Below are 25072 nucleotides of genomic sequence, written 5' to 3' on the forward strand. Positions count from 1 at the left end.
ACGCCTGACCCACCACAAACCAATGTAGGAGTGAACCTGCTCGCGATAGCGCCAGATCAGCCAACATCAATGTCGAATGTCAGATGGCTATCGCGAGCAGGCTCACTCCTACAAAAAGCCACACCGTGAAAATGGAACCGGGCTTAACCGGCGCCACACAGGTACAATGCCCACCCCTTTTTTGTTACGGCCCTGTCATGACTGACCCGATTCGCCTCTCCAAACGCCTCATCGAACTGGTCGGTTGCTCCCGCCGGGAGGCCGAGCTGTTCATCGAGGGCGGCTGGGTCACCGTGGACGGCGAAGTCATCGACGAACCGCAGTTCAAGGTCGGCGACCAGAAGGTCGAGCTCGACAAGGACGCCCAGGCCACCGCGCCGGAGCCGGTGACTATCCTGCTCAACGCGCCGGCCGGCATGGACGTCGAAAGCGCCATACAATCGCTGAGCATCGACACCCTCAGCGAAGAACACCGCTATGGCAAACGCCCGTTGCGCGGGCACTTCCTGCGCCTGACCGCCAGCGCCGACCTGCAAGCCAAGGCCAGCGGGCTGCTGGTGTTCACCCAGGACTGGAAAATCCTGCGCAAGCTCACCGCCGACGCCGCGAAGATCGAGCAGGAATACGTGGTCGAAGTCGAAGGTGACATGGTCGCCCACGGCCTCAATCGCTTGCAGCACGGCCTGACGCACAAGGGCAAGGAGTTGCCGCCAGTCAAGGCGAGTTGGCAGAACGAAAACCGCCTGCGCTTCGCCATGAAAAACCCGCAGCCGGGGATCATCGCCCAGTTCTGCGAAGCGGTGGGCCTCAAGGTCATCGGCATCCGCCGCATCCGCATCGGCGGCGTCTCGATCGGCAAAGTCCCGGTCGGCCAATGGCGCTACCTGTCCGGCAAAGAGAAGTTCTAAGACTTCCACTGCCGCCACACATTCCGGCAGCGCGCCCGCGTGCTGCCCACAACGCTTATCAGGATTACTCACATGATTCATAACGACGTATTGCGCAGCGTGCGCTACATGCTCGACATCAGTGACAAGAAAGTTGTCGAAATCATCAAACTCGGCGGCATGGACGTAGCACTCGCTGACGTGCTGATCTGGCTCGACAAGAAAGAAGAAGACGAAGAAGGTTTCGTGCGCTGCCCGGACGAAGTCATCGCACACTTCCTCGACGGCCTGGTGATCTTCAAGCGTGGCAAGGACGAAAGCCGTCCGCCGCAGCCGATCGAAGTGCCGGTGACCAACAACATCATCCTGAAAAAGCTGCGCGTAGCCTTCGAATTGAAAGAAGACGACATGCACGCGATCCTCAAGGCTGCCGAGTTCCCAGTGTCCAAGCCCGAGCTGAGCGCGTTGTTCCGCAAGGTTGGCCACACCAACTACCGCCCGTGCGGCGACCAGTTGCTGCGCAACTTCCTCAAAGGGCTCACGCTGCGCGTGAGAGCGTAAACAGCAGCTACAAGCTGCAAGTTGCCACACCGCGTTAACTTGTAGCTTGCAGCTTGCCACTCGAAGCTGGCCGCATGGCCCCCCATTCCTTTCGAAAATAGTGGCTCCGCTTTTCGCGGCTGACGACTAGGGTGTACTGATCCCTAATCCTCAGGACTCGCCATGCACCCGTATTTCTCCCTGCAAGGCCGCACCGCTCTGGTGACCGGCGGCACTCGTGGTATCGGCAAAATGATCGCCAAAGCCTTCGTTGAGGCTGGCGCGCGCGTCTATGTCTGCTCGCGCGACGCCGAAGCCTGTCATCAAACCGCGGAAGAACTCAGCGCTTTGGGTACTTGCTACGGCATGGCAGCGAATCTGGCGACTGAAGAAGGCGTGCAGGAACTGGCCGCGCGTCTGGGCGAGCAAATCACCCATCTGGATATTCTGGTGAACAACGCCGGCACCACTTGGGGCGCGCCGCTGGAGAGTTACCCGGTCAAGGGCTGGGAAAAGGTCATGCAGCTCAACGTGACGTCGGTGTTCACCTGCATCCAGCAGTTTCTGCCGCTGTTGCGCAAGGCAGGCTCGGCGGCGAATCCGGCGCGGATTATCAATATTGGTTCAGTGGCGGGGATTTCTTCGTTTGGGGAGCAGGCTTATGCCTACGGGCCGAGTAAGGCTGCCCTGCACCAATTGTCACGGATTCTTGCGCGGGAGCTGGTGAGCCAGCACATCAATGTCAATGTGATCGCACCGGGAAGGTTTCCGAGCAAGATGACTCAGCATATTGGCAACGATGAGAAGGCGCTGGCGGAGGACACGGCGGTGATCCCGATGAAGCGTTGGGGGCGTGAGGAAGAGATGGCGGCGTTGGCGATCAGTCTGGCGAGTACCGCCGGGGCCTATATGACCGGGAATATTATTCCGCTGGATGGCGGATTCAGCCTCTGACATGGGCGGTGCGGCCTTCGCGAGCAGGCTCGCTCCCACATTGGATCTGTGTCATACACACCCCCTGTGGGAGCGAGCCTGCTCGCGAATAGGCCAGCCTTGCCAACACCAGACTTGAGGCCCGCCGGGTTATCATGCCCACCCTGCCCCGCTTCGAATGCAAACCATGACTTACAGCGTCTCCCCCATCGGCTTCGTGCGCTCCTGCTTCAAGGAGAAATTCGCCATCCCGCGCCAGCCGCAACTGGCTCCCGCCGCCCGTGGCGTGCTGGAACTGGTGGCGCCGTTCGATCAGGGTGACGCCGTGCAAGGTCTGGAACAGGTCAGTCACGTCTGGTTGCTGTTCCTGTTCCACCAAGCACTCGAAGAAAAACCACGCCTGAAAGTCCGCCCACCCCGCTTGGGCGGCAACAAGTCCATGGGCGTGTTCGCCACCCGCGCGACTCACCGACCCAACGGCATCGGTCAGTCTGTGGTGAAACTGGACAAGGTCGAAGCCAATCGCCTGTTCATCTCGGGCATCGATTTGCTCGACGGCACGCCGGTTCTCGACGTCAAACCCTACGTGCCCTATGCCGATATCATCCCCGAAGCCTCCAACCGCATCGCCAGTGCAGCACCGCAGCTGATTGACGTGCAGTGGACGGACTCAGCACTGAAACAAGCGCACACACACGCTCAGCGCCTTGATGAGCCGTTGGTTGCGTTGATTGAACAGTGCCTGGCCCAGGATCCGCGTCCGGCGTACCAAACCCCGGTACCTGAGCGTGAATACGGTGCGCAGTTCTGGGATCTGGACGTACGCTGGCATTACCCGACGCCTGAGCAGATTCGCGTGCTCGAAGTCATTCCTGCCGAAGCGTAATCCCCGGAAACGAAAAAGCCCGCGCTGCCTTCTCAGGCAACGCGGGCTTTTACTGTCACACCTAAATCTTTGTAGGAGCAAAGCTTGCTCGCGATCAGCGGTCTCACATTCGAAATCAATGTTGAATGTCAGACCTACTTCGCGAGCAAGCTCGGCTCCTACAGGTATTGCGTTTTACTTCTCGACGAACGCACGCTCGATCAGGTAGTCACCCGGCTCGCGCATCCGCGCCGAGATTTTCAGGCCGAAGCTGTCGAGCACTTCGCTGGTCTCGTCGAGCATGCTCGGGCTGCCGCAGATCATCGCGCGGTCGTCCTGCGGGTTGATCGGTGGCAGGCCGATGTCGCTGAACAGCTTGCCGCTGCGCATCAGGTCAGTCAGACGGCCCTGGTTCTCGAACGGCTCGCGGGTCACGGTCGGGTAGTAGATCAGTTTGTCACGCAGCGCTTCGCCGAAGAACTCGTTCTGCGGCAGGTGCTCGGTGATGAATTCGCGATAGGCGACTTCGTTGACGTAGCGTACGCCGTGAACCAGGATCACTTTTTCAAAGCGCTCGTAGGTTTCCGGGTCCTGAATCACGCTCATGAACGGCGCCAGACCGGTGCCGGTGCTCAGCAGGTACAGGTGCTTGCCCGGGTTCAGGTCATCGAGAACCAGGGTGCCGGTAGGCTTTTTCGAGATGATGATCTCGTCGCCTTCCTTCAAATGCTGCAGCTGCGAGGTCAGCGGGCCGTCCTGCACCTTGATGCTGAAGAACTCCAGATGCTCTTCCCAGTTCGGGCTGGCGATCGAGTAAGCGCGCATAAGCGGGCGGCCGTTAGGCTGTTGCAGGCCGATCATCACGAACTGACCGTTCTCGAAGCGCAGGCCCGGATCGCGGGTGCACTTGAAGCTGAACAGAGTGTCGTTCCAGTGATGAACACTGAGGACACGCTCGTGGTTCATGTTGCTCATGTACGTTTGACTCCTGGAGATTGGGTCTGCGCTGGCTTTTGAAGGCGACGGTGCGCAATTGCATCGCATTCTAATAGCGACGACAATATCTGTTAACTGGATTATTAAGATAAGGGTTATCGGTTATATCGATATGCGATTTACTCTCCGTCAACTGCAAGTCTTCGTCGCCGTCGCCCAGCAGGAAAGCGTATCCCGTGCTGCGGGTCTGCTCAACCTCTCGCAGTCGGCTGCCAGCACCTCGATCACCGAGCTTGAGCGCCAGTCCAGCTGCCAGCTGTTCGACCGCGCCGGCAAACGGCTGAGCCTCAACGCCCTCGGCAAACAGCTACTGCCACAGGCGGTGGCCCTGCTCGATCAGGCCAAGGAAATCGAAGACCTGCTCAACGGCAAATCCGGTTTCGGCTCGCTGTCGGTCGGCGCCACGCTGACCATCGGCAATTACCTGGCGACCCTGTTGATCGGCAGTTTCATGCAGCGCCACCCGGAAAGTCAGGTGAAGCTGCACGTGCAGAACACTGCCAATATCGTGCAACAAGTTGCCCACTACGAAATTGATCTGGGTCTAATCGAAGGCGATTGCAGCCACCCGGACATCGAAGTGCAGAGCTGGGTTGAGGATGAGCTGGTGGTGTTTTGCGCGCCGCAGCATCCCTTGGCCAAACGCGGCACTGCGACGATGGAAGAGCTGACGCACGAGGCGTGGATTCTGCGTGAACAAGGCTCCGGCACGCGGCTGACCTTCGATCAGGCCATGCGTCATCATCGCAGCGCGCTGAATATCCGTCTGGAGCTGGAACACACCGAAGCGATCAAACGCGCGGTGGAATCGGGGCTGGGGATTGGCTGCATCTCGCGACTGGCGCTGCGTGATGCGTTCCGACGCGGCAGTCTGGTGCCGGTGGAAACGCCGGATCTGGATCTGGCGCGGCAGTTCTACTTCATCTGGCACAAACAGAAATACCAGACCTCGGCGATGCGCGAGTTTCTGGAACTGTGCCGCGCTTTCACCGCCGGGGTTCAGCGCAGCGACGAGATCGTCTTGCCAACGATCGCTTAAAGCAGAATCACTGCCCACACCAGACCGATCATGCTCAGCGCGACGAATTGCGCGGCGCTGCCCATGTCCTTGGCGTTCTTCGACAGTGGGTGCAGTTCCAGCGAGATGCGGTCGATGGCCGCTTCGACCGCCGAATTCAGCAGCTCGACGATCAGCGCCAGCAGGCACACCGCGATCAACAGCGCCTGTTCAACACGGCTGACATTCAGAAAGAACGTCACCGGAATCAGGATCACGTTGAGCAACACCAGTTGGCGGAACGCCGCTTCACCGGTGAAAGCTGCGCGCAGACCGTCCAGTGAATAACCGGAGGCATTAAGGATGCGTTTCAGGCCGGTCTGGCCCTTGAAAGGTGACATAACGTTGAGACCTACCAAAAAGGAGTGAGAAAGCTAGATCAACAAAAGTCAAAAAAGCGTGAAGGCGCCAGGCTTTATTGACTCGGAATTGACTCAAGTTGTTGCAGAAGCAACGCAGCCTGGGTGCGGGTGCGCACATTCAGCTTGCGGAAGATCGCCGTGACGTGGGCCTTGATGGTCGCTTCCGACACACTCAACTCATAGGCAATCTGCTTGTTCAACAGGCCTTCGCAGACCATGGTCAGCACGCGGAACTGCTGCGGCGTCAGGCTGGCGAGGCCATCGCTGGCGGCTTTGGCTTCGTCGGAGACGGCGACTGCTTCGAACGCTTGCGGCGGCCAGAACACATCGCCATCAAGCACTTTGCGCACGGCTTGCTGAATCACGCTGAGGTCGCTGGACTTGGGAATAAAGCCACTGGCGCCGAACTCACGGGACTTGACCACCACCGAGGCTTCTTCCTGAGCCGAAACCATCACCACCGGAATCTGCGGGTACTGCCCGCGCAGCATGACCAACCCGGAAAAGCCGAAAGCGCCGGGCATGTTCAGATCCAGCAGCACCAGATCCCAGTCAGATTTTTCGGTCAGGCGCGCTTCCAGTTCGGCGATGCTCGCCACCTCCACCAGCCGCACATCCGGGCCGAGGCCCAGCGTCACCGCTTGATGCAGGGCGCTACGAAACAGGGGGTGATCATCGGCAATCAGGATGTCGTATGTGGCCATTTTTCAAATGATCCTGTTTTTGATGGCAGACCCGATGAATTCGGGTCTGGCCAAAGCAACTCAAGATGCCGCTTGCAAGCGGTATCCACAGGGGCACGTTCAACGCCAATAACCAGCAAAGACGGCGTTTCAAACCTTGGCCGCACCCTAATCGGCGCCAAGCATGCCCAGCGAAGACTGGGTGGTCAAGCAGCAAGGCCGCCGGTGGCTACAGTATGGGCCACTATTGCGCCAACTCCGGCTGCGGCTTTCGTATATAGGGCAGCAACTCGGCGTGCGCGGGGGTGGATTCATTCATGTCGAGCTGTTGCTTGGCGCCGAGGTAATGCTGGCTGAACACATCGAAATACGCGTCCAGCGCCGAGGCGGCATCCGCGTCGCCGGCCAGCTCCAGGCACAGCGCCGCGACTTCGGCGGTGCACAGATGCTCGCTGCGGGTGGAACGGCGCAGGCGATAGCGCGAGAGTTTGTCGGGCAGCAGGCTCAGGATCGGCAAGCGATCGAAATACGGGCTCTTGCGGAAAATTTTCCGCGCTTCCGTCCACGTCGCATCCAGCAGGATAAACAGCGGGCGCTTGCTGCTATCGGGCGCGACGGTGTTGGTCACCCGCGACGGCTCGACGTATTCGCCGGGAAACACCAGATACGGCTGCCATTGCGGATCGTTGAGCAGCGCCAGCATCTGCGGATCGGGCTCAGTGCGCGACCAGATGAACGCATGGTTATCGCGCACCACGTCGGCAATCAGCCAACCGGTGTTGCTCGGTTTGAACACTTCCTTGCCGGTCATGATCAGGCACACGCCCGAACGCGTGTCGACGCTTGGTCGCCACGCACACAGGCAATGGCTGATGATCACCCGGCAATCGCGGCAACGCTCGGAGCGAAAGCCGCGGGCCTGAATCGGCTTGATGCCTTCATCTTCGCGCTGGTCACGCAAACGGGCGACGGCATTGGGGGCATGGTTCATCGCGGGCAACGCCGGCAGACAGGGAAACTCGACACGAACAGCACTCGGCAGGGCAATAAAGGCCGGCAGTTTACCAGAGCAACGGGGACAAGCCTGTACCCTCCCGACCGGCTCCCCTATAATTCGGCGCCACTGAACGCACAGCCCCGAGGCTGGTCGAACCACCAGTCACCGAATCAGGAGAGTTTCATGCTGCGCCTTATCGTTCCCACCGCTGCCATTCTGCTGGCGTCGTCCTTCACCGCTCAGGCTGCATCCTTGAGTGAGCAGAATCTGAACCGCGAGCTGCGCAACGTCGCCGCCCAGAGCAGCGTCGGCACGCCACGCGCCATCAGTGAAGACATTCTTGATCAGGGTTTCACCGTTGAAGGCACCACGCTGATCAACCACCTGAGCGTGCAGGCCAGTCATGCGCAGAAAATGCGTGCTGATCCCAAGGCTGTGTACTTTCAACTGGGCGCTTCGGTGTGCAACAACCCGGCCTTTCGCAAGCTGATGGCCAAAGGCGCGGTCATGCGCTACGACTTCACCGAAGTGAAAACCAACAAGGCGATCGGCTCCGCCAGCTACCAGGATTCGGATTGCCCGAAAACTGCCCCGGCGAAGAAGAAGTAATCATCGCGAATTAGCGCGCCGCTGTTCATCCTCGGCGCGCAATTCGGCCAGCAAGGCCTGAAGATACTGCGACGGATGCTCGCCACCCGCCAAACGCCGGCAGCATTCCTCTTCGAGACTGACCTGATGGGTCTCGGCAGATGCTTTCAACATTCGATACAACTGTGCATCGATCTCCAGAACCACTCTGGTCATGTCCCGCCTCCTGGCTACCCGCAAATCCTTCAAAAACGTGCACCTTGCGTACGGTTATTGCCGCAACGCTGTCGTACGGCGCCTGTAAGTTAGTTAATCAGAGGGTTTAGCGCGCGTAGCACGTTCAGACGAGCGGTGTGCCGATCCCTGAATATCAACAAGCGGTTGCCAGTCAGAACATTGCGGCGCAATGATCAAGTCAGCGCAATTGCACGCAAGGGTCTAAATTCAAAGTATTCCCGATCATCTGTTAACGGCAGAAATGGAACTGCCGATCGTGTGTGTTTTTGCAGCGCAGCCCTGACGCCGCTCGTCAGGGTCACCCGCTCTGTGCAGAAGGAGACGTTGAATGCCTTACCAACCGAATGACCTGTTGAGTCGTCATTTTCAGGAAAGCGGCCCCGACCTCATCAGCCAGGTCGAAGCACAACTCAGCCGTGTTTCCCCCAACAGCCCGAACCTTCCCATTTACCGCGACATGATCCTGACCGTGCTGCGCATGGCTCAGGAAGACCACAATCGCTGGAACGCCAAGATCACCCTGCAAGCCCTGCGCGAACTGGAGCAAGCGTTTCGCGTGCTGGAGCAATTCAAGGGCCGACGTAAAGTCACTGTGTTCGGCTCGGCACGCACACCGGTCGAACATCCGCTGTATGCGCTGGCCCGAGAACTCGGCGCGCAACTGGCACGCTCCGACATGATGGTGATTACCGGCGCCGGTGGCGGCATCATGGCCGCCGCCCACGAAGGAGCCGGCCTCGATCACAGCCTCGGCTTCAATATCACCCTGCCCTTCGAACAGCATGCGAACCCGACTGTCGACGGCACCGGCAATTTGCTGCCGTTCCACTTCTTCTTCACCCGTAAATTGTTCTTCGTCAAAGAGGCCGACGCGCTGGTGCTGTGCCCCGGCGGTTTCGGCACGCTGGATGAAGCACTGGAAGTGCTGACGTTGATTCAGACCGGGAAAAGTCCGCTGGTGCCGGTGGTGTTGCTGGATGTGCCGGGCGGCACGTTCTGGCAGGGCGCGATGGATTTCATTCGCCAGCAACTGGAGGAAAATCACTACATCCTGCCGACCGACATGAAACTGATGCGTCTGGTGTACACGGTCGAAGAGGCGGTGGAGCAGATCAACCAGTTCTACAGCAACTTCCACTCCAGCCGCTGGCTCAAACGTCAGTTCGTGATTCGCATGAATCACAAGCTCAGCGAACAAGCGCTAGAACATATGCAGGTCGCGTTTGCCGATCTGTGCCTCAGCGACCAATTCCATCAACACGCTTACAGCGGCGAGGAACATGATGACGCGCAATACAGCCATCTGGCGCGACTGGCTTTCGCCTTCAATGCGCGTAATCAAGGGCGCTTGAGGGAACTGATCGACTACATCAACCTGCCGGAAAACTGGGCGCAGTCCAAACCGCAAGCAGCGCAACGTACGCGTGAGCCGTCAAAGGCAATTTAAAGGCAAAAAAAAACGGCCCGCTATTTCCATAGCGGGCCGTTTTTATTGAGGCGTCTTAATCGTCAATCCCTCGACCGCTGAACAAGCGGTTGATCATCTCCATCGAGAAGCCCCGATACGCAAGGAACCGGCCTTGCTTGGCCCGTTCTTTCGCATCAATCGGCAAATGCCCGGAGAATTTGCGCCGCCACGTTTCCTGAAGTTGCTCCTGCCAACTGATACCGCTCTCGCGCAGGGCAAGTTCGATATCAGCGCGTTGCAAACCGCGCTGGCTCAGTTCTTCTCGAATCCGCAATGGGCCATAGCCGGAGCGGGCACGGTAGGAAACAAAGCTTTCAAGGTAACGGGCTTCGGAAAGCAGTCCCTCTTCCGTCAAACGGTCGAGGGCTGTTTCGATCATCTCCGCCTCAGCGCCGCGCTGACGCAGTTTGCGCGTCAGCTCGACTCGACCGTGCTCGCGACGTGCAAGCAGATCCATGGCGGTTCGCCGCACCGCGACGAGGGTTTCGAGTACGACGGTGCTCATCGTTGCTATCAGATATCAGCGTCGGCCAGGTCGTCTTCGGTCTCTTTGACTGCAGAGGCCTTGGAATCGATCACCGCTGGGGTCAGCAGCTTGTCACGCAGTTGCTTCTCAAGCTTTTTCGCGACTTCCGGGTTGTCCGCCAGGAACTTGGCCGAGTTAGCCTTGCCCTGACCGATCTTGGTGCCTTCGTAGGCGTACCAGGCGCCAGACTTCTCGACGAAACCGTGCAGCACGCCCAGGTCGATCATCTCGCCGTTGAGGTAGATGCCCTTGCCGTAAAGAATCTGGAACTCGGCCTGACGGAACGGCGAAGCCACCTTGTTCTTCACAACCTTGACGCGGGTTTCGCTACCGACCACTTCGTCGCCTTCTTTCACCGCGCCGGTACGGCGGATGTCGAGACGAACCGACGCGTAGAACTTCAGCGCGTTACCACCGGTAGTGGTTTCCGGGCTACCGAACATCACGCCGATCTTCATACGGATCTGGTTGATGAAGATCACCAGGCAGTTGGCGTTCTTGATGTTACCGGTGATTTTACGCAGTGCCTGGGACATCAGACGGGCTTGCAGGCCCACGTGCATGTCACCCATTTCACCTTCGATTTCAGCCTTCGGTACCAGGGCTGCCACGGAGTCGACGATGATCACGTCAACGGCGTTGGAGCGCACCAGCATGTCGGTGATTTCCAGTGCCTGTTCACCGGTGTCCGGCTGCGAAACCAGCAGGTCGTCGACGTTGACGCCCAGTTTGCCGGCGTACTCAGGGTCGAGGGCGTGTTCGGCATCGACGAATGCGCAGGTCGCGCCAGCTTTCTGAGCCTGGGCAATCACGGACAGAGTCAGTGTAGTTTTACCGGAGGATTCAGGACCGTAGATTTCAACGATACGGCCTTTTGGCAGACCGCCAATGCCGAGCGCGATGTCCAGACCCAGAGAGCCAGTGGAGATAGCCGGGATCGCCTGACGGTCCTGATCGCCCATACGCATTACGGCACCCTTGCCGAATTGACGTTCGATCTGACCCAGGGCCGCAGCCAAGGCTTTCTTCTTGTTGTCGTCCATTAAAGTCCTCACGTAATCAATAAGGCCTGACGGCCAACACCTGTATAAGTAGCCAGTATTATTCCACAGCGTTCGCGGATCGCCTACCCCTGATTTTCGATTTCTCGTGCCGCTAGTCGCAGGAGCCCCTCTAGCGCGGCCTTCACCGTTTGTCGGCGGACTTCATCGCGGTTACCGGGGAAGTGTTGAACCTCACTGGTCACCGTTTCGCCAACCCCCCAGGCCAGCCACACGGTGCCGACCGGTTTGTTCGGTGAACCACCGTCCGGCCCCGCCACACCGCTGACCGCCACGGCAAATCGCGCCAGACTTTTGTCCTGCGCGCCACGCACCATCGCCTCAACCACCTCGGCACTGACCGCGCCTACCGTCTCGAACAACCCGGTCGGCACATTCAGCTGCTGGGTTTTCTGCCGGTTGGAGTACGTCACGTAACCCGCTTCAAACCAGGCCGAGCTGCCGGGAATCCGCGTGATCGCTTCGGCGATGCCGCCACCGGTGCAAGACTCCGCAGTGGTGACATGGGCATTGAGCACTTGCAGGCGTCGGCCCAGTTCAGCAGCCAATTGGGTGATCTCTTTCACGGCGCACTCCGGATCGTGTGGAATGCCTCCACCGTACACGAGCCGGTTGCGCTTTCAAGACACAGAGTCATTCAAAATGTTCGGGCGCGAGCGCTCTGACATAGGCCTGACACGCCTGCAAGGCAATCAGTCCGCGGTCGCCGGTGTCGGTGATGGCGATAATTCGTTGAGCATGCGCCAGGTCAAGTCGGGCGCGTACGGCTGCATGATCCACGCCGCCGGGGCTGGCGGTGGCTGGCAGTTTGCAGCCGTGGGCAACATCGCCTGCGTCGAGAAGGACTGACAGGCGCACATCAGCAGTGGCAAGGCGATCGCGCAGGCGATCCTGATCACGTTGGGCATCGCTCAGTGCTCGATAGTGGGTTTGTTCACTGGTCACGAGCCGTTGCTCGAGCGCCAGGCGTTTATCCTGCTCGGCCTGTTGCGCCGAGGCGGCGGCGAGATTCTGTTGATTCAACGTTTCGGTGTTTAAACGCGATTGCTCGGCGAGTTGGCGGCCGTAGCGCCAGTCCTGAAACTGCCAGGCCGCCACAAAAGCGCCGACGGCCAATAAGAGTAAGCCAATCATTCGCCAAGGGATTGGCATAGAACCGCCCTCGCCCGCGCCCAGATTTCCAGACGATCCTGCAAGCCGTTCAACCCGCCGTTTATTCGACGGGTGATGGTGTTGAACTGGTCGCGGTCAGCCAGTTCGTTGAGGCCGTTCTGCTCCCAGAACCACGCGGCGGACTCAGCCGCCCATTGCGGTTGTTCGAGCAGTTCTGGCAAGGACAGCAGACGTTCATCGCCAAACAGGCCGAGGCTGCACTGGCGATAGTTGCTGCGCCCGGTGATCTGGATAAGCCCACGCCCCCGATATTTTTGCCCGTCGCCGTCAGCTTCGGGCGTGTTGCCCAAGCGCAAGGCCAGGGTGCCGGTGTCGTATTTACTCAGGTATTGGTTGTTGCCCAGTTCGCGTACGTATCGCAATTGCCCGGACTCGTGACCGACTTGCGCAAGAAACGCGGCGATGCGTTTGGGGGTATTGATACGAAAGCGCTCCATGGCAGCATTGAGCGCAGAAACAAAAACGCCCGCTTGGGTGCGGGCGTTGGGGAGGATGTTGACCAGTTGGTCTTGGGTAACGGACATTTCAATCCAACCACTCTTTAGAAGAACCTTCATCAGCAAGAAACCGCAGACTGGCGGGAGCGTCATGAACCGACGCTCCCGCGCTTACATCAGCAATCAATCAGGTTGCTGCGGCCAATCGATCGTGCGAGGAAAAGCGGCCTGGGTTTCTACTCTTGAAAGCAATACCCGGTACTTTCTCCAAAGATCCAGCTGCGCCTGAACCACTGGCACCTGAGCGAGCTCTTCCTCTGTCGCCATTTCCAGGGCGATAGAGTCCTGCAACGTACTCAAGTCGCCCTGCAACTTTGTGATCGTCGCCGATGCCAACGCTGAAAGGCCTGAGCATTTCATGCGCTGTGTATTTTTCAAAGTCTCGTCGCTGGGCTCGGCGATGTCGCCGTACTCCAGTGCCGTCGCCCGTTCAAACAGTTCACGGCCGTGCGATTCCGGATCTTTCGGGGAGGCCGTAAATGGCATTTCCCCCAACGTATCTTTGGACTCTTCGAAGGTGACCAACAGGTTCAACGAGGTGTGTTCGACGTCATTCCAGCGTGGCTTACGTGCACTCAATACTTTCATCATGTTCAAGAAACCCTCAGGCATACGGTGGTGGAATCGGGACTGGCGCCGTCCGCGTTACGAATAGCGCCCATCAATCGCCAGGTACCGGCAGGTGCGCCGCCCCAGGCAGAGCCATCGGTGGCGGTGAAGCGGCAATTGACACCTGCGGCGAGTGCCCCCGGCCCCGTCGCGCCACCACCACCGACCACCAGCAAGGCATACGAACCGACCATCCCGGTTTCTGCCGTTGACTGTGCGTAAATCGCTTTGACATTGCCGATGCCGTCGGTCCAGATACTGCCCAGATCCGTAGCATCGACTTGCGCCCGCAATGACGTTCCGTCCGCCGCCCAACCGATCATGACCATATTGTTGGATTGAAAATTACCACCGCCCTGACGAACCGGCACAAACCCAAGTCGAGGCTGTAGCAGCAGAAGAGTGCTGTCGGAGGCGCGACGAAAATAAGGCTGGGACAGATCGTTACTGGCGAAACCTGCGTAGGTAATTCCGTCACTCAGCACACGAGCATTGATCGCACTGTTGGCTTCAGCGCGGGGCATCGCATCGGTAATGCCATAGCCACCCAAGGTCGTCGCGGTTCTGGCCAGCACGACAACTTCGTTGTTGTTCCTGTTTCGCATGTACGGCGCAGCGGAGTTGCCGCTGGCGAAACCCGCGATCGCACAGGCATCGCCGCTGATCTTGTTGTCGAGAAAACTGTCCGTCGCGGTCTTTGAATAAACATCAGCGACGTTCGCCTTGGTGCCCGGGTCAAAGTTGGCAGAGCACCACAGGTTGCCAAAACTGGTGGCGTCCACCTGGATAAGGATGTTTTTACCATCCCAGCCAATCGACACCGAGTTGCCCAGCTGTCCGGCGCCACCGCCCTGCTTCACAAACGCATTGTTCGCTGCCACTTTTGTGTAGGCATCAGTTATGCCATAGCCATCAAGCGTGGTCGGGTTGGAGCCAGCGGTTACTTGCCCGCGCGCGTTGACCATGACCTTGCGGTATTCGCCAGACGCCACACCGGTGTAGCCGGCAAACATTTCGAAGGTCAGACCGGTAGTGCCGACCTTGATCGGGCCCGGAGTGGTCAACTGCCAAATGCGAGATTTGTTCACCACGCCCTCATCGGTCGCGATGATGAAACTGCTGGTTACTTGATAGTCCTGCGTTGCATCCACCGCTCGCGACCAGGACCCCGCAGCCACCACGTACACACCGTTTTGCGATGCGTTGGGTTGATCCTTCACCAGCACTCGATCAGCTGCAGCGAGCTGCACACCGTCGATTTTTTGTAAGCCGCTCAGGGCAATCGAGCTTGTTGTCGCAACACGGGCCGAGTTCTTGAAATCGTGGGCAGCGAAACTCTGGATAGCCTCCAGCAATTGCGTGGAAGCATCTTCTTTGGGGACTAACCCGGCTGCTTTAATCACATTCAGAATTTCTTGCGTGACGGCGTTGCCCCACGTTGCCGGAATCAAAGAACCCGGAGTTCCAGCCACCGGATTTTCGTCCGCAAACTGTCCGTTCACCAGGCCGACGCCGGGCGTATTTTTTGGGAAATCCATTTTCTAACCTCTAGTCATAATTGATGTACACACGGGTATGCGCCGGCGCACTGCGATGGATAAGGCATTCCAGAGCACTGCCCGGATTGACGCCGAAACGCTCGCCCCAGTAACTGGCGCCAAAACGGCGGCCGGTGAACTGCCGCCCACCAGTATTGAGTGTCCACATGAACTGCGCCCGCCAACTGCCGAAGTGCGCACTGCCGAAACGTGAGCGCCCCATTCGGGGTGCCTGCATCTCGGTGACGGTGGCGTTGGGATAGCCTTGGGTCTGGGCGATTTCTATGAAGTAACCGATGGTTTGGCTGCCTACCGCGAGCAGGCGCCGACGTACCGCTAGGCGACGATCGTCAAACAATGGCTTCTGACCAAGGCAGGGGTCGGGCAAGTTCATGACCCGCTCCCAATCCGGTACAAGTTCACTGACGCCAGCCGGATCCATCTCGTTTTGCAGGTCAACCGCACGCGCGTCCAGACGCGATAACTCCTGCGAAATGCCTTCGAGAACTGCCTCCAGTTCCGGCACTCGTTCAGGATCCCAGGCAGGACCGCTCGGTAGCAGAGTGCGGAGCTGGGATTGATATTGAGCAGGCGTCCTTATGCCACCCATACACACCCCCCGTAGGTGAGCAACTGGTTGTCCGCAGCCTCAACATCGCCGATTGGCTCAATCAGACTGTGGTCGTATTCACCGGCTGCACTGCTGATCGCTTCGCGGATGTGACTGAGCAGCAACGTATCGCCCATACCTGCCTCTCGGTTGTGCAGGTCGCGCAATTGCTCTTCGACCGCAGCTCGTACCGCACTGGTATCAGGGTTCAAACGTAGTTTGTAGGTAACCGAAACTTGTTGCGGCGCCAGCACGTGCAACTCGGCTGTGACCGGACGCAGGGGTTCGATATAGGCCTGGATTTCTGCCAGCCGCTCTGCGTTGGGAATGGGCTGCAAATCGTCATCGCGCATGACGAACAAATAGACAATTCCATAGCCGACATCGCTTGCACGGCACCACGCCCGCGTCACGCCAGGCACCTCCAGCGCCCAGGTTTCATAATCACTGGCCGAGCCACCGTGGGGGATTACGCGATAGGAGCGGATCACCCGCGAACGCAGCGACTCCAGACTCTCCCGCGCGACACCACCACTGAGTCCCGGCGCCTGCACCACAAAACTACTACCGACAATGCCGGCAACCGGCTGCACCGGCGTCAACACGAGGCCCGCGTCAGCATTGCCGAGGCTGCCGGCATCGAGCGCGGCGATGGTGGTGCTGTTGACACCATTGGCCGTAACACGCGCAGTGGTGACTTTGTAAGTACGGCCATCGTTAGTTTGCAGCAACGTATCGACGTCCAGAATCGCACCGGCCGTAGCGCTGAAGCTGACACTGCCCGTGGCCACCTGCGCGGGTTTGCGCGGCTGGTTCAGACGCAACGCGGCGATGCGTTCCAGCGTCGATTCATCGGCTTTGTCGGGGAGGATCTGTTCGGCAATCCAGTCGAGATAACCGTACAGACCAAACGCGGCGCCGCCGAGGGTGCGGGCTAGCACTTGCGCATCGGACTGGCGCAGCGAATCGCCGGCCAGGTCGCTTTGGGTGCGCTTGATCAGCACCGGCAGCGAAGGGGTTTCAAACGGCATAGATCACCTGCCAACTGTTATCGGGGTTAATGTCCAGACGTTCGCCGTCGGCCAGGGTCAGCACCGTGCGCAGGTTCAGACGCTGCGCGTCGAGGCGTTCGCTGAGGATGTCGATGGCGCTGCAGTGGCCGTCGTCGATCAGCCATTGCAAGGCTTCGCGGGCATAGAACTCGGCGTCCATCTGGGTTTGTCGGGTCAGCTTGACCCGGCGCAACAGCCACAGCCGCGAGCCGATACGATCGTCAGCGACGGTGGGAAAGCTGTCGCCCCACCAGCCGAAACGTTCTTCATCGTCGAGGGCGTCGTCATCGGCAGCGCGGCGCCAGGTGAACAGGCTGATAAGTACGGCGCGGGTCAGCGCGGCGTGGAGGTTCTGGCTGATAAACATCACTGGCCTCCTGCCGGCACACCGGTCTGGCCGCTGCCGGCTTGCACGCCGACGTGCACGTGTTTGATCTGGCTGATACCGCCAGCGAGCTGATCACCGGTGGAGACGATTTTTCCGCTCTGATTGATGACCGGCGTGTCGAAATTCACCGCGCTGCTGGCGCGGATGTTCAGCGTGGCGGTTTCGATGTCGATGATCCGTCCGCGCTTGAAGTGGATCTTGTCGCCCTCGTCGGTGTAGATCGCTACTTCGCCAGCGGCCAGCGATTGCAAGCGATAGCGGCGGTCGGCGATGACTAAAGCGATGGCGTGGGAACGGTCGCCGCCGATGAAGGTGACGACGCCTTCGGCACCGGCCAGTGGATGGCTGGTGAAGCCGTAGGGTTCGAAGTGTTCGAGGTCGTCGTTGACTTCACCGGCGGTGAGGCGCATTTGCAGCGATTGCAGCTTGGCGGCCGAATTGGCGAGCACGACAGTGCCGCGCGCCAGCAGGCGTGTCATCAGGCTCATGGGGTGTCCTTCAAAGGTTGGCCGTCACGCGATCAACTGTAGGAGCAGAGCTTGCTCGCGAAGGCGGCATAGCAGGCAATGCCATGTTGAAGCTGCCGAAGCCTTCGCGAGCAAGCTCTGCTCCTACAAGAGCGAGGGGCGGCTCAGGATTTTTTCGGGGGTGTTGGGTTGGCATCAAAGGTATGCGGCGGGGCCACTTGCAGCGTGGTCACCGAGCCTTGTGCCGACAATGAATACGTCACTTTTGAAATGAGCATGTCGCCGTCAAAACCAAGCACCGGATCTTTCACCCGCACCAGCGTGTTGTGACGCCACAAATCGCCGTTGGCCTGACGCCAGCCCTGCACCTGATACGTGGTGGTTTGCGCGCGGCCCAGGCGGGTGGCGCTTTCCCATTGGGCACGCTGCTGCGCCAACTCAAAGGTCAGTTGCGTGCCCTCGTTGATCACCGTGGTGCGCCGACGTTTGAAGGTCAGATCAGCCGCCGTCGATTCAACTTCGCTGACCGCCGCCCCGCTCTGGATGTCCGAGCCTTTTTGCTGACCGATCACCCGGTATTCGGAGAACACCTGGCTCTGATCCATCGGCGCATTGGCCGACAAAATATTCTTGCCCAGTTCCAGCGCATCACTGGCACGACCGCCGCTGCCGGGCTTGGCCAGCACCAGCCGGCCCTGCTCGTCATCGGTGGAAAAAACCCGCAACAACGAGAGCAAACGGTCGATCGACTGGAACACCGTTTCACCCGGCACGATCGTGTGTTTGGCCAGCCGCGACGTCTCGGGAATTTCGTTGACAACCTTCAGCGAATACTCACTCGCCAACGCCTCGACGATGCTCAGCAGCGGTTGATCCTGCCATTGATTCGGCCGGTTGGCGGCTGCGCAATCGACCAGATCCTGTGTCCTGGAACTGCCTTCGATGCTCAGGCTGATCTGGCGTCCGTCATAGCTGATCGGCGCTTTGAACACATAACCGGTGAGCACCAGATCCTTGCCGATTTTCACTTCGCAGGGGTCGCCGGGTTTGATCCGCTGATCCACAGTTTGTCCCGGCCACTGCCAAGTGATATCCAGTTTGAAGCTGCGAAACTGACGCTCCAGATCGGCGCTGATTTCGACGCTTTTCCAGCCGCCGTACTCCATGTCATTAACCGTCAGCGTGACGCGATTATCCATCTCGCTCATGGCTTACTCCCTGGAAACTTTCACGTCGTTGGGCGGCAGATACAACGGATGAACAGTACCGTTGCGTTGAATCACTTCAGTGACGCGAGTGGCATCAGCAAACTGTTTATAGGCCACCACCAGCGCCGGCAAACTTTCCTGAAACGACTTGCTGACCTGCCGCACACCGGACGACGCCACCGCTTTGAGGTGATTGATCAACGCCTCTTTCACATCGTTGATCGCCTGAAAATGTGCGGCACCGGCCTTGTCCAGCATCGGATCAATCGCCGCGCTCACCGCTTCGCGCAGGGCCTGCATGTCATCACTGACGGGCACTTCCTGACGGGTCACCGGCGTGGTCGCCTGTTGCCCCACCGACGGTGTCGATTGCAGCTTCACCGGCGTGGTCGCCACCGGCATCGACGCCACCCATTGCGCGACTTTGACCAGCAGCGTGTCCTGCACCAGATCGGCCATGGCTTGCGCCGCCGCGTTGGTGTCCTTGCCGGTGGTGATCTTCGGCGCATCGGCTTTACGGATCGCTTCGAGTTGTTGGGAGACGTCGGCAATCACGCCACGGTAGCCCTCCTTCGCGAACGCTTTCAGCTCCTTGATATCGCCGAGCAAGCCTTTGAATTCCGCTGCCACTTCCCTGGGCAATTCCTTGACCGCTTTCACCAGCTCAGTGATCTGCCTGTACTGCGCGATCAGCGGTTTCAGCTGCTCTTTGATCACCTCGTAAACCCCGGTGAGGCTGTTGCGCAGATTGGCGATGCCGATCCGCGCAGCCTTGATCAGCGTCATTGCCTGTTCGAAACGCGCCACCGCAGAACCGAGCAGCGAGTCGGCTTTCACCAACAAGACTTTCTGCGTGCTGACGGTTGCCGTCGGAAACGGCAGCGGCTGATCGGGATAGAACTTCAGCGTGAACGTGACCATACCGCCGTCCTGGCGGGTGTGGGTCATGTCGCATTCGCCGACCTTGACTTGCAGGCGTCCGAGCCACGGATGCACCAGCTCACCGCTGCCCGCCTCCAACGCCTTGAGCAACTTGTCACGCTGCTCCAGGCAATCGGCGCCGATGATGAATGCGGTGATGTCGTGGGTCTTGGCTTGTTGGCCGAGGTCTTCGAAAAACGGCAGGTCGCGTTGCGGGTATTCGTGCAACTGCCCCTTGCGACCGACCGGGGTTTTCGCCTGATCGATCCAGAAACCGACACCACGAAAGGATGCCGGCAATAAACGGTCACGCCAGTTCATTGGAACCTCCTGCCGACAGCGAGCGATAACCGATGCGCGACGACAGCGCCAGGCCCGGTTGATTGGTTTGTGGTTGATCGGTGCGCAGCCCCGGCGGCGCGTTGACGAAGCTGACGGTCAGGCCACCTTCGAGTTGCGTGCGGTTGTTGATTGCGCTTTGTTGAATCAGGGCGCTGGAGGATTGTGGCAGCGAACCCGCCGACAACGCGCCGTCCGCCGAAGCTTGCGGGCTTGCACCAAAGAACGCCGGCGCCAGCTCACCCTTGCCTTCGGCATTGGTCTGGCGTTGCGCTTCAGTCAGGGTCTCAACCTTGCCAGTGACCTTGGCGATCAACCCGGCGAAGCCACCGTCAAACAGCTCCTTGATCGGTGCGATGACGGTTTGCAGCTTTTGCCACAACTCGCCGAACCACTCGGTGATCGGCCCCCAGCTCTCGATGATCTGATCCAGCGGTTTCCATTCGAACAGCGTGTGCAGAAAATCCACGACGGGCGCGGACACCGCCAGCACCACGCCCCACAGCGCCGAAAAGACTTCACCGATCGGTTGCCAGAATTGCGCAATCTGCTCCAGCGGCGACCAGTCGAACAGGTCTGTGAAAAAGCCTTTGACCTGTTGCACCGACGTTTGCAAAGCGGCCCAAATCGGTTGAAAAAACCCGACGACACCGCCCCATGCGCTGCTGATCATATCCATTGGAAAGAAGTCGAACAGGGTCTGGAAAGCTTCACGGGTTTTCTGCACGGCGGACTGCAGCGCTGTCCACGTCGGTTCGAAGTACGTGACGACACCACCCCATGCACTGTTGATCATCTGCATCGGCGAGAAGTCGAACGCATCCGCCAGGAAATCCTTGGTGGACTGCGCCATTTTTCGCAGCCCGGTGAACATCGGCTCGAAGTACGTCACCACTCCGCCCCAGGCACTGCGGATCATCTGCATCGGCGAGAAATCGAAGAGGTTTCTCAGGAACGACATCACCGGCACACTCAAGGCCTTGAGCAATTCCCAGATTGCCGAAAACAGGCCAGTCAGCGGCCCCCAGTTGTCCAGGATCATGCCGTACGGCGTCCATGAAAAAACACTCTTGAAGAAGTCGATCAACGGACTAGTCACCGCTTTGACCCTGTCCCAGATCCCCGAGAAGAATCCCGTGACCGGTTGCCAAAGCGCTGCCAGCGTATCGAGCGGTCGCCAGTCAAGCACCGAGCGCAAGATCGCCATTGCACTGGCTCCGGCATTTTTCACGCTTTCCCACATGCCCTTGAAGAACCCGTTGATCGGCGTCCAGTTGGCGACAATCAATCCGGCCGCCACGGCAATGCCCATGGCGATTAGCATGATCGGGTTGGTCTTGAGCACCATGCTCATGACATCGAACACCTGTGTGGCACCGGTGACAGCGGTTTGCATCGCCGAGAAGGCGATGGCCCCCGCGGCCAGCCCTTCGACCAGTTTCGGATTGTCGGCGAGCAGGCTGCCGAACTGCGTCATCATCGGCTCCAGCCCGATCACCACGGCACCGACTGCCGGCACCAATGCAGCGTCGATGGCGGCCGAAACCTTTTCCATCGACGCACTGAACACGTTCATGTTCTGCGCAGCGGCTTTCGGTGCGGCGGGCAGGTCGACGGTTTTTGCCGTCGCGCTGACTTCAGTCAATTTGCCCTGAAATGCCGCTGCCGATTTGATTCCGTCCACGAACGGCGTGATCACGCTGCCGCCCTTGAACAGGCCACTGATGTCGAGTTTGCCGAGGCCGGTCTGTTCGAGGTTTTTCTTGAAGCTGTCGACTTTCTCGCGAAGCGCACCGAGCTTGGGCGACAGCTCATCGATGCCAGTGATCAGCACCGATGTTTTGGGTTTGCTTTCTGTGTCTGCCATCACTGCACCTGCTGCATCGCATTGATCCGTTGCGCGTGCTCCAGCGATTCGCGGAGCACATCCAGTGGCCTGGCCATCATCTGTTCGGGGTCAACCTTCCAGAACCAGGCCAGGTCATAGGCGACTGCGATCAGGTCGGTGATGGCGCAGACGCCGCACTCATGAAAAAACTCGCAACGGCCCAGCTCAGCGCGTTGAGGTCGGCCAGATCCAGCTGGTTGACCGACGACGGCGGAATGCCGGCGCACACGGCGATGTATTTGGCCGCTACGTCCATGTCGAGACTGACTTCTTCGCTCTTGTCGATCTTGTACGGCAGCGCCTTGATCGCTCGCACTTCCTGCACCGTCGGGCGGCGCAGAACGAGTTCGGTCAGGGGCTCGCCGTGAGCTTCGATCGCGACTTGAAGCTTCACGGCGCCGCTCATTGCCAGGTTCCTTTGATGCCTTCGAATTTCAGTTCGATAGCGGCGTCATCGCCTTTGGAGACTGGCTCTTCAACCAGATACGCACCGGCCAGCACGTAGACTTTGCCGTTGCTGAATTCGCAGGTGACGGTCATGTCGACGCCTTCGATCAGTTGCTTGAGCGGGAAGTCCGGGGTGTGCAGCGCGGTCACTTTGAACGACGCTGCCACGTCGGTTTCCTTGTAAAAACCCGGCACGATGGTTTCGCGTTTGGTGGACATCAGCGGGGCTTCGCAGCCGCCGTTGATCGTCAGTTGTGCGCCGTCGACTTTGACGTAGCAGGTGCCTGCAATCAGTTGACCCATGGTGTTACTCCCTTGAATAAAAAAGCCCACGCGAGGTGGGCTGAATGCTTGCCGTCAAACGTGCGGATCAAGCCGCGTCGTCGTACTGCAGACGGAATTGGTTGAGCAGTGCGAACACGCGCAGACCGTTGATGTAATCCGGCGGGAACAACACGTTCACGCGGCTAGGATCCTGCACGTCGCGCTCGACGATCAGGTGCTCGGCGAACAGCTCGGCGTTCTCCACGTGACCTTCCAGTTCGAGTTTGGCGTACTGCGCAATCAGCTCTCCGCGAATGGTGCTCGGCGTGACGATCGGCTGGCCGGCGCCGAAACGGGTGCCGTCGGAAGCCAGTTTGTGCCGACCGTATTTACTGGTGATCACGCTTTGCAGACGGCGCACGATGAACGCCGACTGGTGCATGGTTTCGCTGTCCAGATAGGAGTTGTCGGCCTGGCCGTAAGCGTTTTTCTGGTAGGTGGTGATCGAACGCTGGATGCGCACGTAACCGCCTTCGTAGTACGCAGTGGCGATGCCGTAGTTGAGCAGCGACTGACGCTCGGTCAGGGTGAAGCGCTCACTCGCCGGCGCAGGGTCGACACCCGGCAGACTGCCGCTTTGCGTCGGACGGCTGGCGTCGGCGGAGATGAATACGGCGGTGCGTGCAGCCAATGCAGCGGCTTGTACCCAGAACGGTTGCGGAACGCCCGGCTCCAGCGCCTGAATGGTCATGTGCTGGTCGTTGCGCGCCTGGCCGGCGGCAACCAGAGTGCCGACGGTGCCCCGCTTGGCGCTGTAGACGTGACCGAACAATTGCTTGGCCCACGACCAGCGACCGGTGCTGTCATCCATGACCGCTTGCCAGGTATTGAGCGTCGACAGATCGGACCATGGCAGCGCGATGAATTCGAACGGCTCATCACCCAGTGCGGCGATGGCTTCGACCTGATCCGGCACACCGGCGCCGCCGGTCATGGCGGTGATTGCGGCGGTCAGACCGGCCGGAGTTTCTTCGCCGTTGCTCTTGCCCAGACGATTGAATTGCAGGCTGATGTCGTTGCCGCTGTCGCCCGTCCATTTGGCGTTCAGGGTGACCACACCTTCGGCAGCGGCAGCGCTCACCGGCAGATCGGCCGTGGCGTTGATTTTCTGCGCCAGCGCGGTGGCGGCCTGAGCGGCGGTAGCACCGTTGACCACGGTGGCTTGCACTCGCACACCGCCGACATACAGATTCAGCACGCCAGCCTGAGTGGCGGCGCCGGTCAGGGTCAGCACGCCTTTGGCGACCGCGCCTTCAGCGTTGTGCAGCGGCAGGCACCAGATCTCGCCGATCGGGTCAGCCTTGCGGAAGGTCTCGTACATCGCGGCGAGCATCGAGCCCTGACCGCCGATGCTTTTGGCCAGCGCAACGCTGGAGACCAACACCAGTTTGCCGACCTCGGTCGGCGCAATGTTGTCGTTGACCTGAGCGACGATCAAACGACGCAGAGTCGAGCTCGCGCTATTGGCGGCCGAGTTGTCCATTTCGGCATAGAACAGCGGTACACGAATGTCCGCGGGGATGTTGCTGAATCCGATCGCCATTATTTGGCTCCCTTTTGTTTAGCGGTTGCGGTTTTGAGGGTGATATCGCCGTCGGCCAGACGTCGGCGCCACCAGGCGCTGTCCAGCACTTCACGGCCTTCCAGCGGCAGCAGATCGCCCGCCTCCGGGTCAGGTACGACGCGGCCGGCGGCCGGCAGTACGGTGATGCGATTGCTCATGGGGTTACGTCTCCAGAGAAAGTCATTTCCACGCGCCCATCGGGGCCCGGGCGTTTCAGATTGGGGTCGGCCGGGTCGATCGCATCGACCCGCACGGTGGCCCCGGTGAAGGACGACAAACCGTCCAGTTCGCGTTCGTGCCAACTCTCCGCAGGCTGACTCGGCAGATTGCGGCCGAGCTGGAACTCGGCAAAAAAGCGCAGCCGGTAAAACGCCCGGCTGCTGTTGATCGACAGCAGTTCACCGCCGTCGTAGACGATGGCGCTGTAGTCGGTATCGGGCTTGAAACCCACCAGCGCACGCCACAGTTCGGCGCGCAGGTCGTGCAACAGATCCAGCGCTTTTGTAGGGTCGCTGGCATCGAGCGCCAGAACGATTTCAAAGCGGTCGCGGATCGGTTGGGTGGTGAGGTTTTGTGCGGTGCTGTTGCTGGCCAGATCGGCGAGCGGCAGCACGTGGGCCGAAGGTGTCGGCAGAGCGGAATTGCCCTGCAACAACGCCAGATCGACCCCCACCGAAATGTGATCGGCCAGGCTGGGGCATTGCGCACGCAATTGCGTGAGGATCGGGGTGATCTTCATGGGGGTATTCCAAATTATGAAACTGACCACAGGTCACTGTAGGAGTGAGCCTGCTCGCGATTGCGGTGGATCAGTTAGATGAAGTTCGACTGTGGCACCGCTATCGCG

Annotated in this window: 31 protein-coding genes; 7 read left to right on the forward strand and 24 right to left on the reverse strand. The window is 59.5% G+C overall.

Annotated features, from left to right (window positions below; all coding sequences use genetic code 11):
- The first annotated feature begins 197 nt into the window (after positions 1-197).
- The 4 genes from QMX93_RS20540 (at position 198) to tsaA (ending at position 3246) form a co-directional block, all read left to right on the forward strand.
- A complete protein-coding gene (locus QMX93_RS20540; RefSeq protein ID WP_282357801.1) occupies positions 198-908 on the forward strand; it encodes an rRNA pseudouridine synthase in 711 nt (236 codons plus the stop codon).
- A 72-nt stretch (positions 909-980) separates the two neighbouring features.
- Positions 981-1448: a DUF1456 family protein gene (locus QMX93_RS20545; RefSeq protein WP_282357802.1), complete on the forward strand. Its 468-nt coding sequence runs from the start codon at positions 981-983 to the stop codon at positions 1446-1448.
- Between the two features lie 162 nt (positions 1449-1610).
- Complete coding sequence (locus tag QMX93_RS20550; protein WP_159813158.1) at positions 1611-2381, forward strand: SDR family oxidoreductase; 771 nt, start codon at positions 1611-1613, stop codon at positions 2379-2381.
- A 166-nt stretch (positions 2382-2547) separates the two neighbouring features.
- Positions 2548-3246: a tRNA (N6-threonylcarbamoyladenosine(37)-N6)-methyltransferase TrmO gene (tsaA, locus tag QMX93_RS20555; RefSeq protein ID WP_282357803.1), complete on the forward strand. Its 699-nt coding sequence runs from the start codon at positions 2548-2550 to the stop codon at positions 3244-3246.
- Between the two features lie 174 nt (positions 3247-3420).
- On the opposite strand, the gene fpr is transcribed toward tsaA, so the two are convergent.
- Positions 3421-4200: a ferredoxin-NADP reductase gene (gene fpr / locus QMX93_RS20560; protein ID WP_007908723.1), complete on the reverse strand. Its 780-nt coding sequence runs from the start codon at positions 4198-4200 to the stop codon at positions 3421-3423.
- A 133-nt stretch (positions 4201-4333) separates the two neighbouring features.
- Between fpr and QMX93_RS20565 the strand changes: the two genes are divergently transcribed.
- Entirely contained in the window at positions 4334-5260 is a 927-nt protein-coding gene (locus QMX93_RS20565; RefSeq protein ID WP_053117737.1) for a LysR family transcriptional regulator, read from the forward strand.
- Here QMX93_RS20565 and QMX93_RS20570 read toward each other — a convergent pair.
- The 3 genes from QMX93_RS20570 to QMX93_RS20580 all read right to left on the reverse strand — a co-directional run bounded on the left by QMX93_RS20570 (position 5257) and on the right by QMX93_RS20580 (position 7314).
- The gene (locus QMX93_RS20570) at positions 5257-5619 is read right to left on the reverse strand and encodes a diacylglycerol kinase (protein ID WP_053117735.1); all 363 of its coding nucleotides are present in this window, start codon (positions 5617-5619) and stop codon (positions 5257-5259) included. The two genes, QMX93_RS20565 and QMX93_RS20570, sit on opposite strands and share 4 nt — an antisense overlap.
- Before the next feature lie 74 nt (positions 5620-5693).
- Complete coding sequence (gene erdR, locus QMX93_RS20575; protein WP_053117733.1) at positions 5694-6344, reverse strand: response regulator transcription factor ErdR; 651 nt, start codon at positions 6342-6344, stop codon at positions 5694-5696.
- 223 nt (positions 6345-6567) lie between these two features.
- Complete coding sequence (locus QMX93_RS20580) at positions 6568-7314, reverse strand: tRNA-uridine aminocarboxypropyltransferase (protein WP_212545311.1); 747 nt, start codon at positions 7312-7314, stop codon at positions 6568-6570.
- Between the two features lie 189 nt (positions 7315-7503).
- Here QMX93_RS20580 and QMX93_RS20585 point away from each other — a divergent pair, with 189 nt between their 5' ends.
- Positions 7504-7929: a PA3611 family quorum-sensing-regulated virulence factor gene (locus QMX93_RS20585; RefSeq protein WP_053117728.1), complete on the forward strand. Its 426-nt coding sequence runs from the start codon at positions 7504-7506 to the stop codon at positions 7927-7929.
- Here QMX93_RS20585 and QMX93_RS20590 read toward each other — a convergent pair whose 3' ends face one another.
- Positions 7930-8124: a hypothetical protein gene (locus QMX93_RS20590; RefSeq protein ID WP_053117727.1), complete on the reverse strand. Its 195-nt coding sequence runs from the start codon at positions 8122-8124 to the stop codon at positions 7930-7932.
- Between the two features lie 349 nt (positions 8125-8473).
- On the opposite strand from QMX93_RS20590, the gene QMX93_RS20595 reads away from it, so the two are divergent.
- Positions 8474-9592 (forward strand): TIGR00730 family Rossman fold protein, encoded by a 1119-nt coding sequence (locus tag QMX93_RS20595; RefSeq protein ID WP_282357804.1) that lies wholly within the window; start codon positions 8474-8476, stop codon positions 9590-9592.
- 55 nt (positions 9593-9647) lie between these two features.
- Here the strand turns inward: QMX93_RS20595 and recX are convergent, their stop codons facing one another.
- From recX to QMX93_RS20690, 19 genes are all read right to left on the reverse strand, one after another.
- Positions 9648-10118: a recombination regulator RecX gene (gene recX / locus QMX93_RS20600; protein WP_282357805.1), complete on the reverse strand. Its 471-nt coding sequence runs from the start codon at positions 10116-10118 to the stop codon at positions 9648-9650.
- Positions 10119-10126: 8 nt separating this feature from the next.
- Positions 10127-11182: a recombinase RecA gene (recA, locus tag QMX93_RS20605; protein ID WP_053117721.1), complete on the reverse strand. Its 1056-nt coding sequence runs from the start codon at positions 11180-11182 to the stop codon at positions 10127-10129.
- Positions 11183-11265: 83 nt separating this feature from the next.
- Positions 11266-11766, reverse strand: a complete 501-nt coding sequence (locus tag QMX93_RS20610) for a CinA family protein (protein WP_053117718.1) — start codon at positions 11764-11766, stop codon at positions 11266-11268.
- A gap of 67 nt (positions 11767-11833) precedes the next feature.
- Positions 11834-12352, reverse strand: a complete 519-nt coding sequence (locus tag QMX93_RS20615) for a lysis system i-spanin subunit Rz (RefSeq protein WP_282357806.1) — start codon at positions 12350-12352, stop codon at positions 11834-11836.
- Positions 12331-12897, reverse strand: coding sequence for a glycoside hydrolase family 19 protein (locus tag QMX93_RS20620; RefSeq protein ID WP_282357807.1), 567 nt, complete (start codon positions 12895-12897; stop codon positions 12331-12333). The genes QMX93_RS20615 and QMX93_RS20620 overlap by 22 nt, the downstream gene beginning before the upstream one ends.
- Before the next feature lie 96 nt (positions 12898-12993).
- Entirely contained in the window at positions 12994-13461 is a 468-nt protein-coding gene (locus tag QMX93_RS20625) for a tail fiber assembly protein (protein ID WP_282357808.1), read from the reverse strand.
- Positions 13462-13463: 2 nt separating this feature from the next.
- Positions 13464-15017 (reverse strand): phage tail protein, encoded by a 1554-nt coding sequence (locus QMX93_RS20630; protein ID WP_282357809.1) that lies wholly within the window; start codon positions 15015-15017, stop codon positions 13464-13466.
- A gap of 10 nt (positions 15018-15027) precedes the next feature.
- Positions 15028-15627 (reverse strand): putative phage tail protein, encoded by a 600-nt coding sequence (locus QMX93_RS20635; RefSeq protein WP_282357810.1) that lies wholly within the window; start codon positions 15625-15627, stop codon positions 15028-15030.
- Positions 15615-16658, reverse strand: coding sequence for a baseplate J/gp47 family protein (locus QMX93_RS20640; protein WP_282357811.1), 1044 nt, complete (start codon positions 16656-16658; stop codon positions 15615-15617). The genes QMX93_RS20635 and QMX93_RS20640 overlap by 13 nt, the downstream gene beginning before the upstream one ends.
- Entirely contained in the window at positions 16648-17046 is a 399-nt protein-coding gene (locus QMX93_RS20645; RefSeq protein ID WP_212545318.1) for a phage GP46 family protein, read from the reverse strand. The genes QMX93_RS20640 and QMX93_RS20645 overlap by 11 nt, the downstream gene beginning before the upstream one ends.
- Complete coding sequence (locus QMX93_RS20650) at positions 17046-17555, reverse strand: phage baseplate assembly protein V (RefSeq protein ID WP_282357812.1); 510 nt, start codon at positions 17553-17555, stop codon at positions 17046-17048. Before QMX93_RS20650 ends, QMX93_RS20645 begins: the two co-directional genes overlap by 1 nt.
- A gap of 143 nt (positions 17556-17698) precedes the next feature.
- Complete coding sequence (locus QMX93_RS20655) at positions 17699-18742, reverse strand: phage baseplate assembly protein (RefSeq protein WP_282357813.1); 1044 nt, start codon at positions 18740-18742, stop codon at positions 17699-17701.
- Between the two features lie 3 nt (positions 18743-18745).
- Positions 18746-19984 (reverse strand): DNA circularization N-terminal domain-containing protein, encoded by a 1239-nt coding sequence (locus QMX93_RS20660; RefSeq protein WP_282357814.1) that lies wholly within the window; start codon positions 19982-19984, stop codon positions 18746-18748.
- The gene (locus QMX93_RS20665) at positions 19971-21869 is read right to left on the reverse strand and encodes a phage tail protein (protein WP_282357815.1); all 1899 of its coding nucleotides are present in this window, start codon (positions 21867-21869) and stop codon (positions 19971-19973) included. Before QMX93_RS20665 ends, QMX93_RS20660 begins: the two co-directional genes overlap by 14 nt.
- A 130-nt stretch (positions 21870-21999) precedes the next feature.
- Positions 22000-22296, reverse strand: a complete 297-nt coding sequence (locus QMX93_RS20670; RefSeq protein WP_007908778.1) for a phage tail assembly protein — start codon at positions 22294-22296, stop codon at positions 22000-22002.
- Positions 22293-22640: a phage tail tube protein gene (locus tag QMX93_RS20675; RefSeq protein WP_053117683.1), complete on the reverse strand. Its 348-nt coding sequence runs from the start codon at positions 22638-22640 to the stop codon at positions 22293-22295. Before QMX93_RS20675 ends, QMX93_RS20670 begins: the two co-directional genes overlap by 4 nt.
- A gap of 67 nt (positions 22641-22707) precedes the next feature.
- A complete protein-coding gene (locus tag QMX93_RS20680) occupies positions 22708-24204 on the reverse strand; it encodes a phage tail sheath subtilisin-like domain-containing protein (protein ID WP_053117681.1) in 1497 nt (498 codons plus the stop codon).
- Positions 24204-24383 (reverse strand): DUF2635 domain-containing protein, encoded by a 180-nt coding sequence (locus tag QMX93_RS20685; RefSeq protein ID WP_053117680.1) that lies wholly within the window; start codon positions 24381-24383, stop codon positions 24204-24206. The genes QMX93_RS20680 and QMX93_RS20685 overlap by 1 nt, the downstream gene beginning before the upstream one ends.
- Complete coding sequence (locus QMX93_RS20690) at positions 24380-24964, reverse strand: hypothetical protein (protein WP_159813133.1); 585 nt, start codon at positions 24962-24964, stop codon at positions 24380-24382. Before QMX93_RS20690 ends, QMX93_RS20685 begins: the two co-directional genes overlap by 4 nt.
- Between the last annotated feature and the right edge of the window lie 108 nt (positions 24965-25072).

This window comes from Pseudomonas sp. PS01303 (assembly GCF_029959385.1).
GTDB classification, from domain to species: Bacteria; Pseudomonadota; Gammaproteobacteria; order Pseudomonadales; family Pseudomonadaceae; genus Aquipseudomonas; species Aquipseudomonas rustica.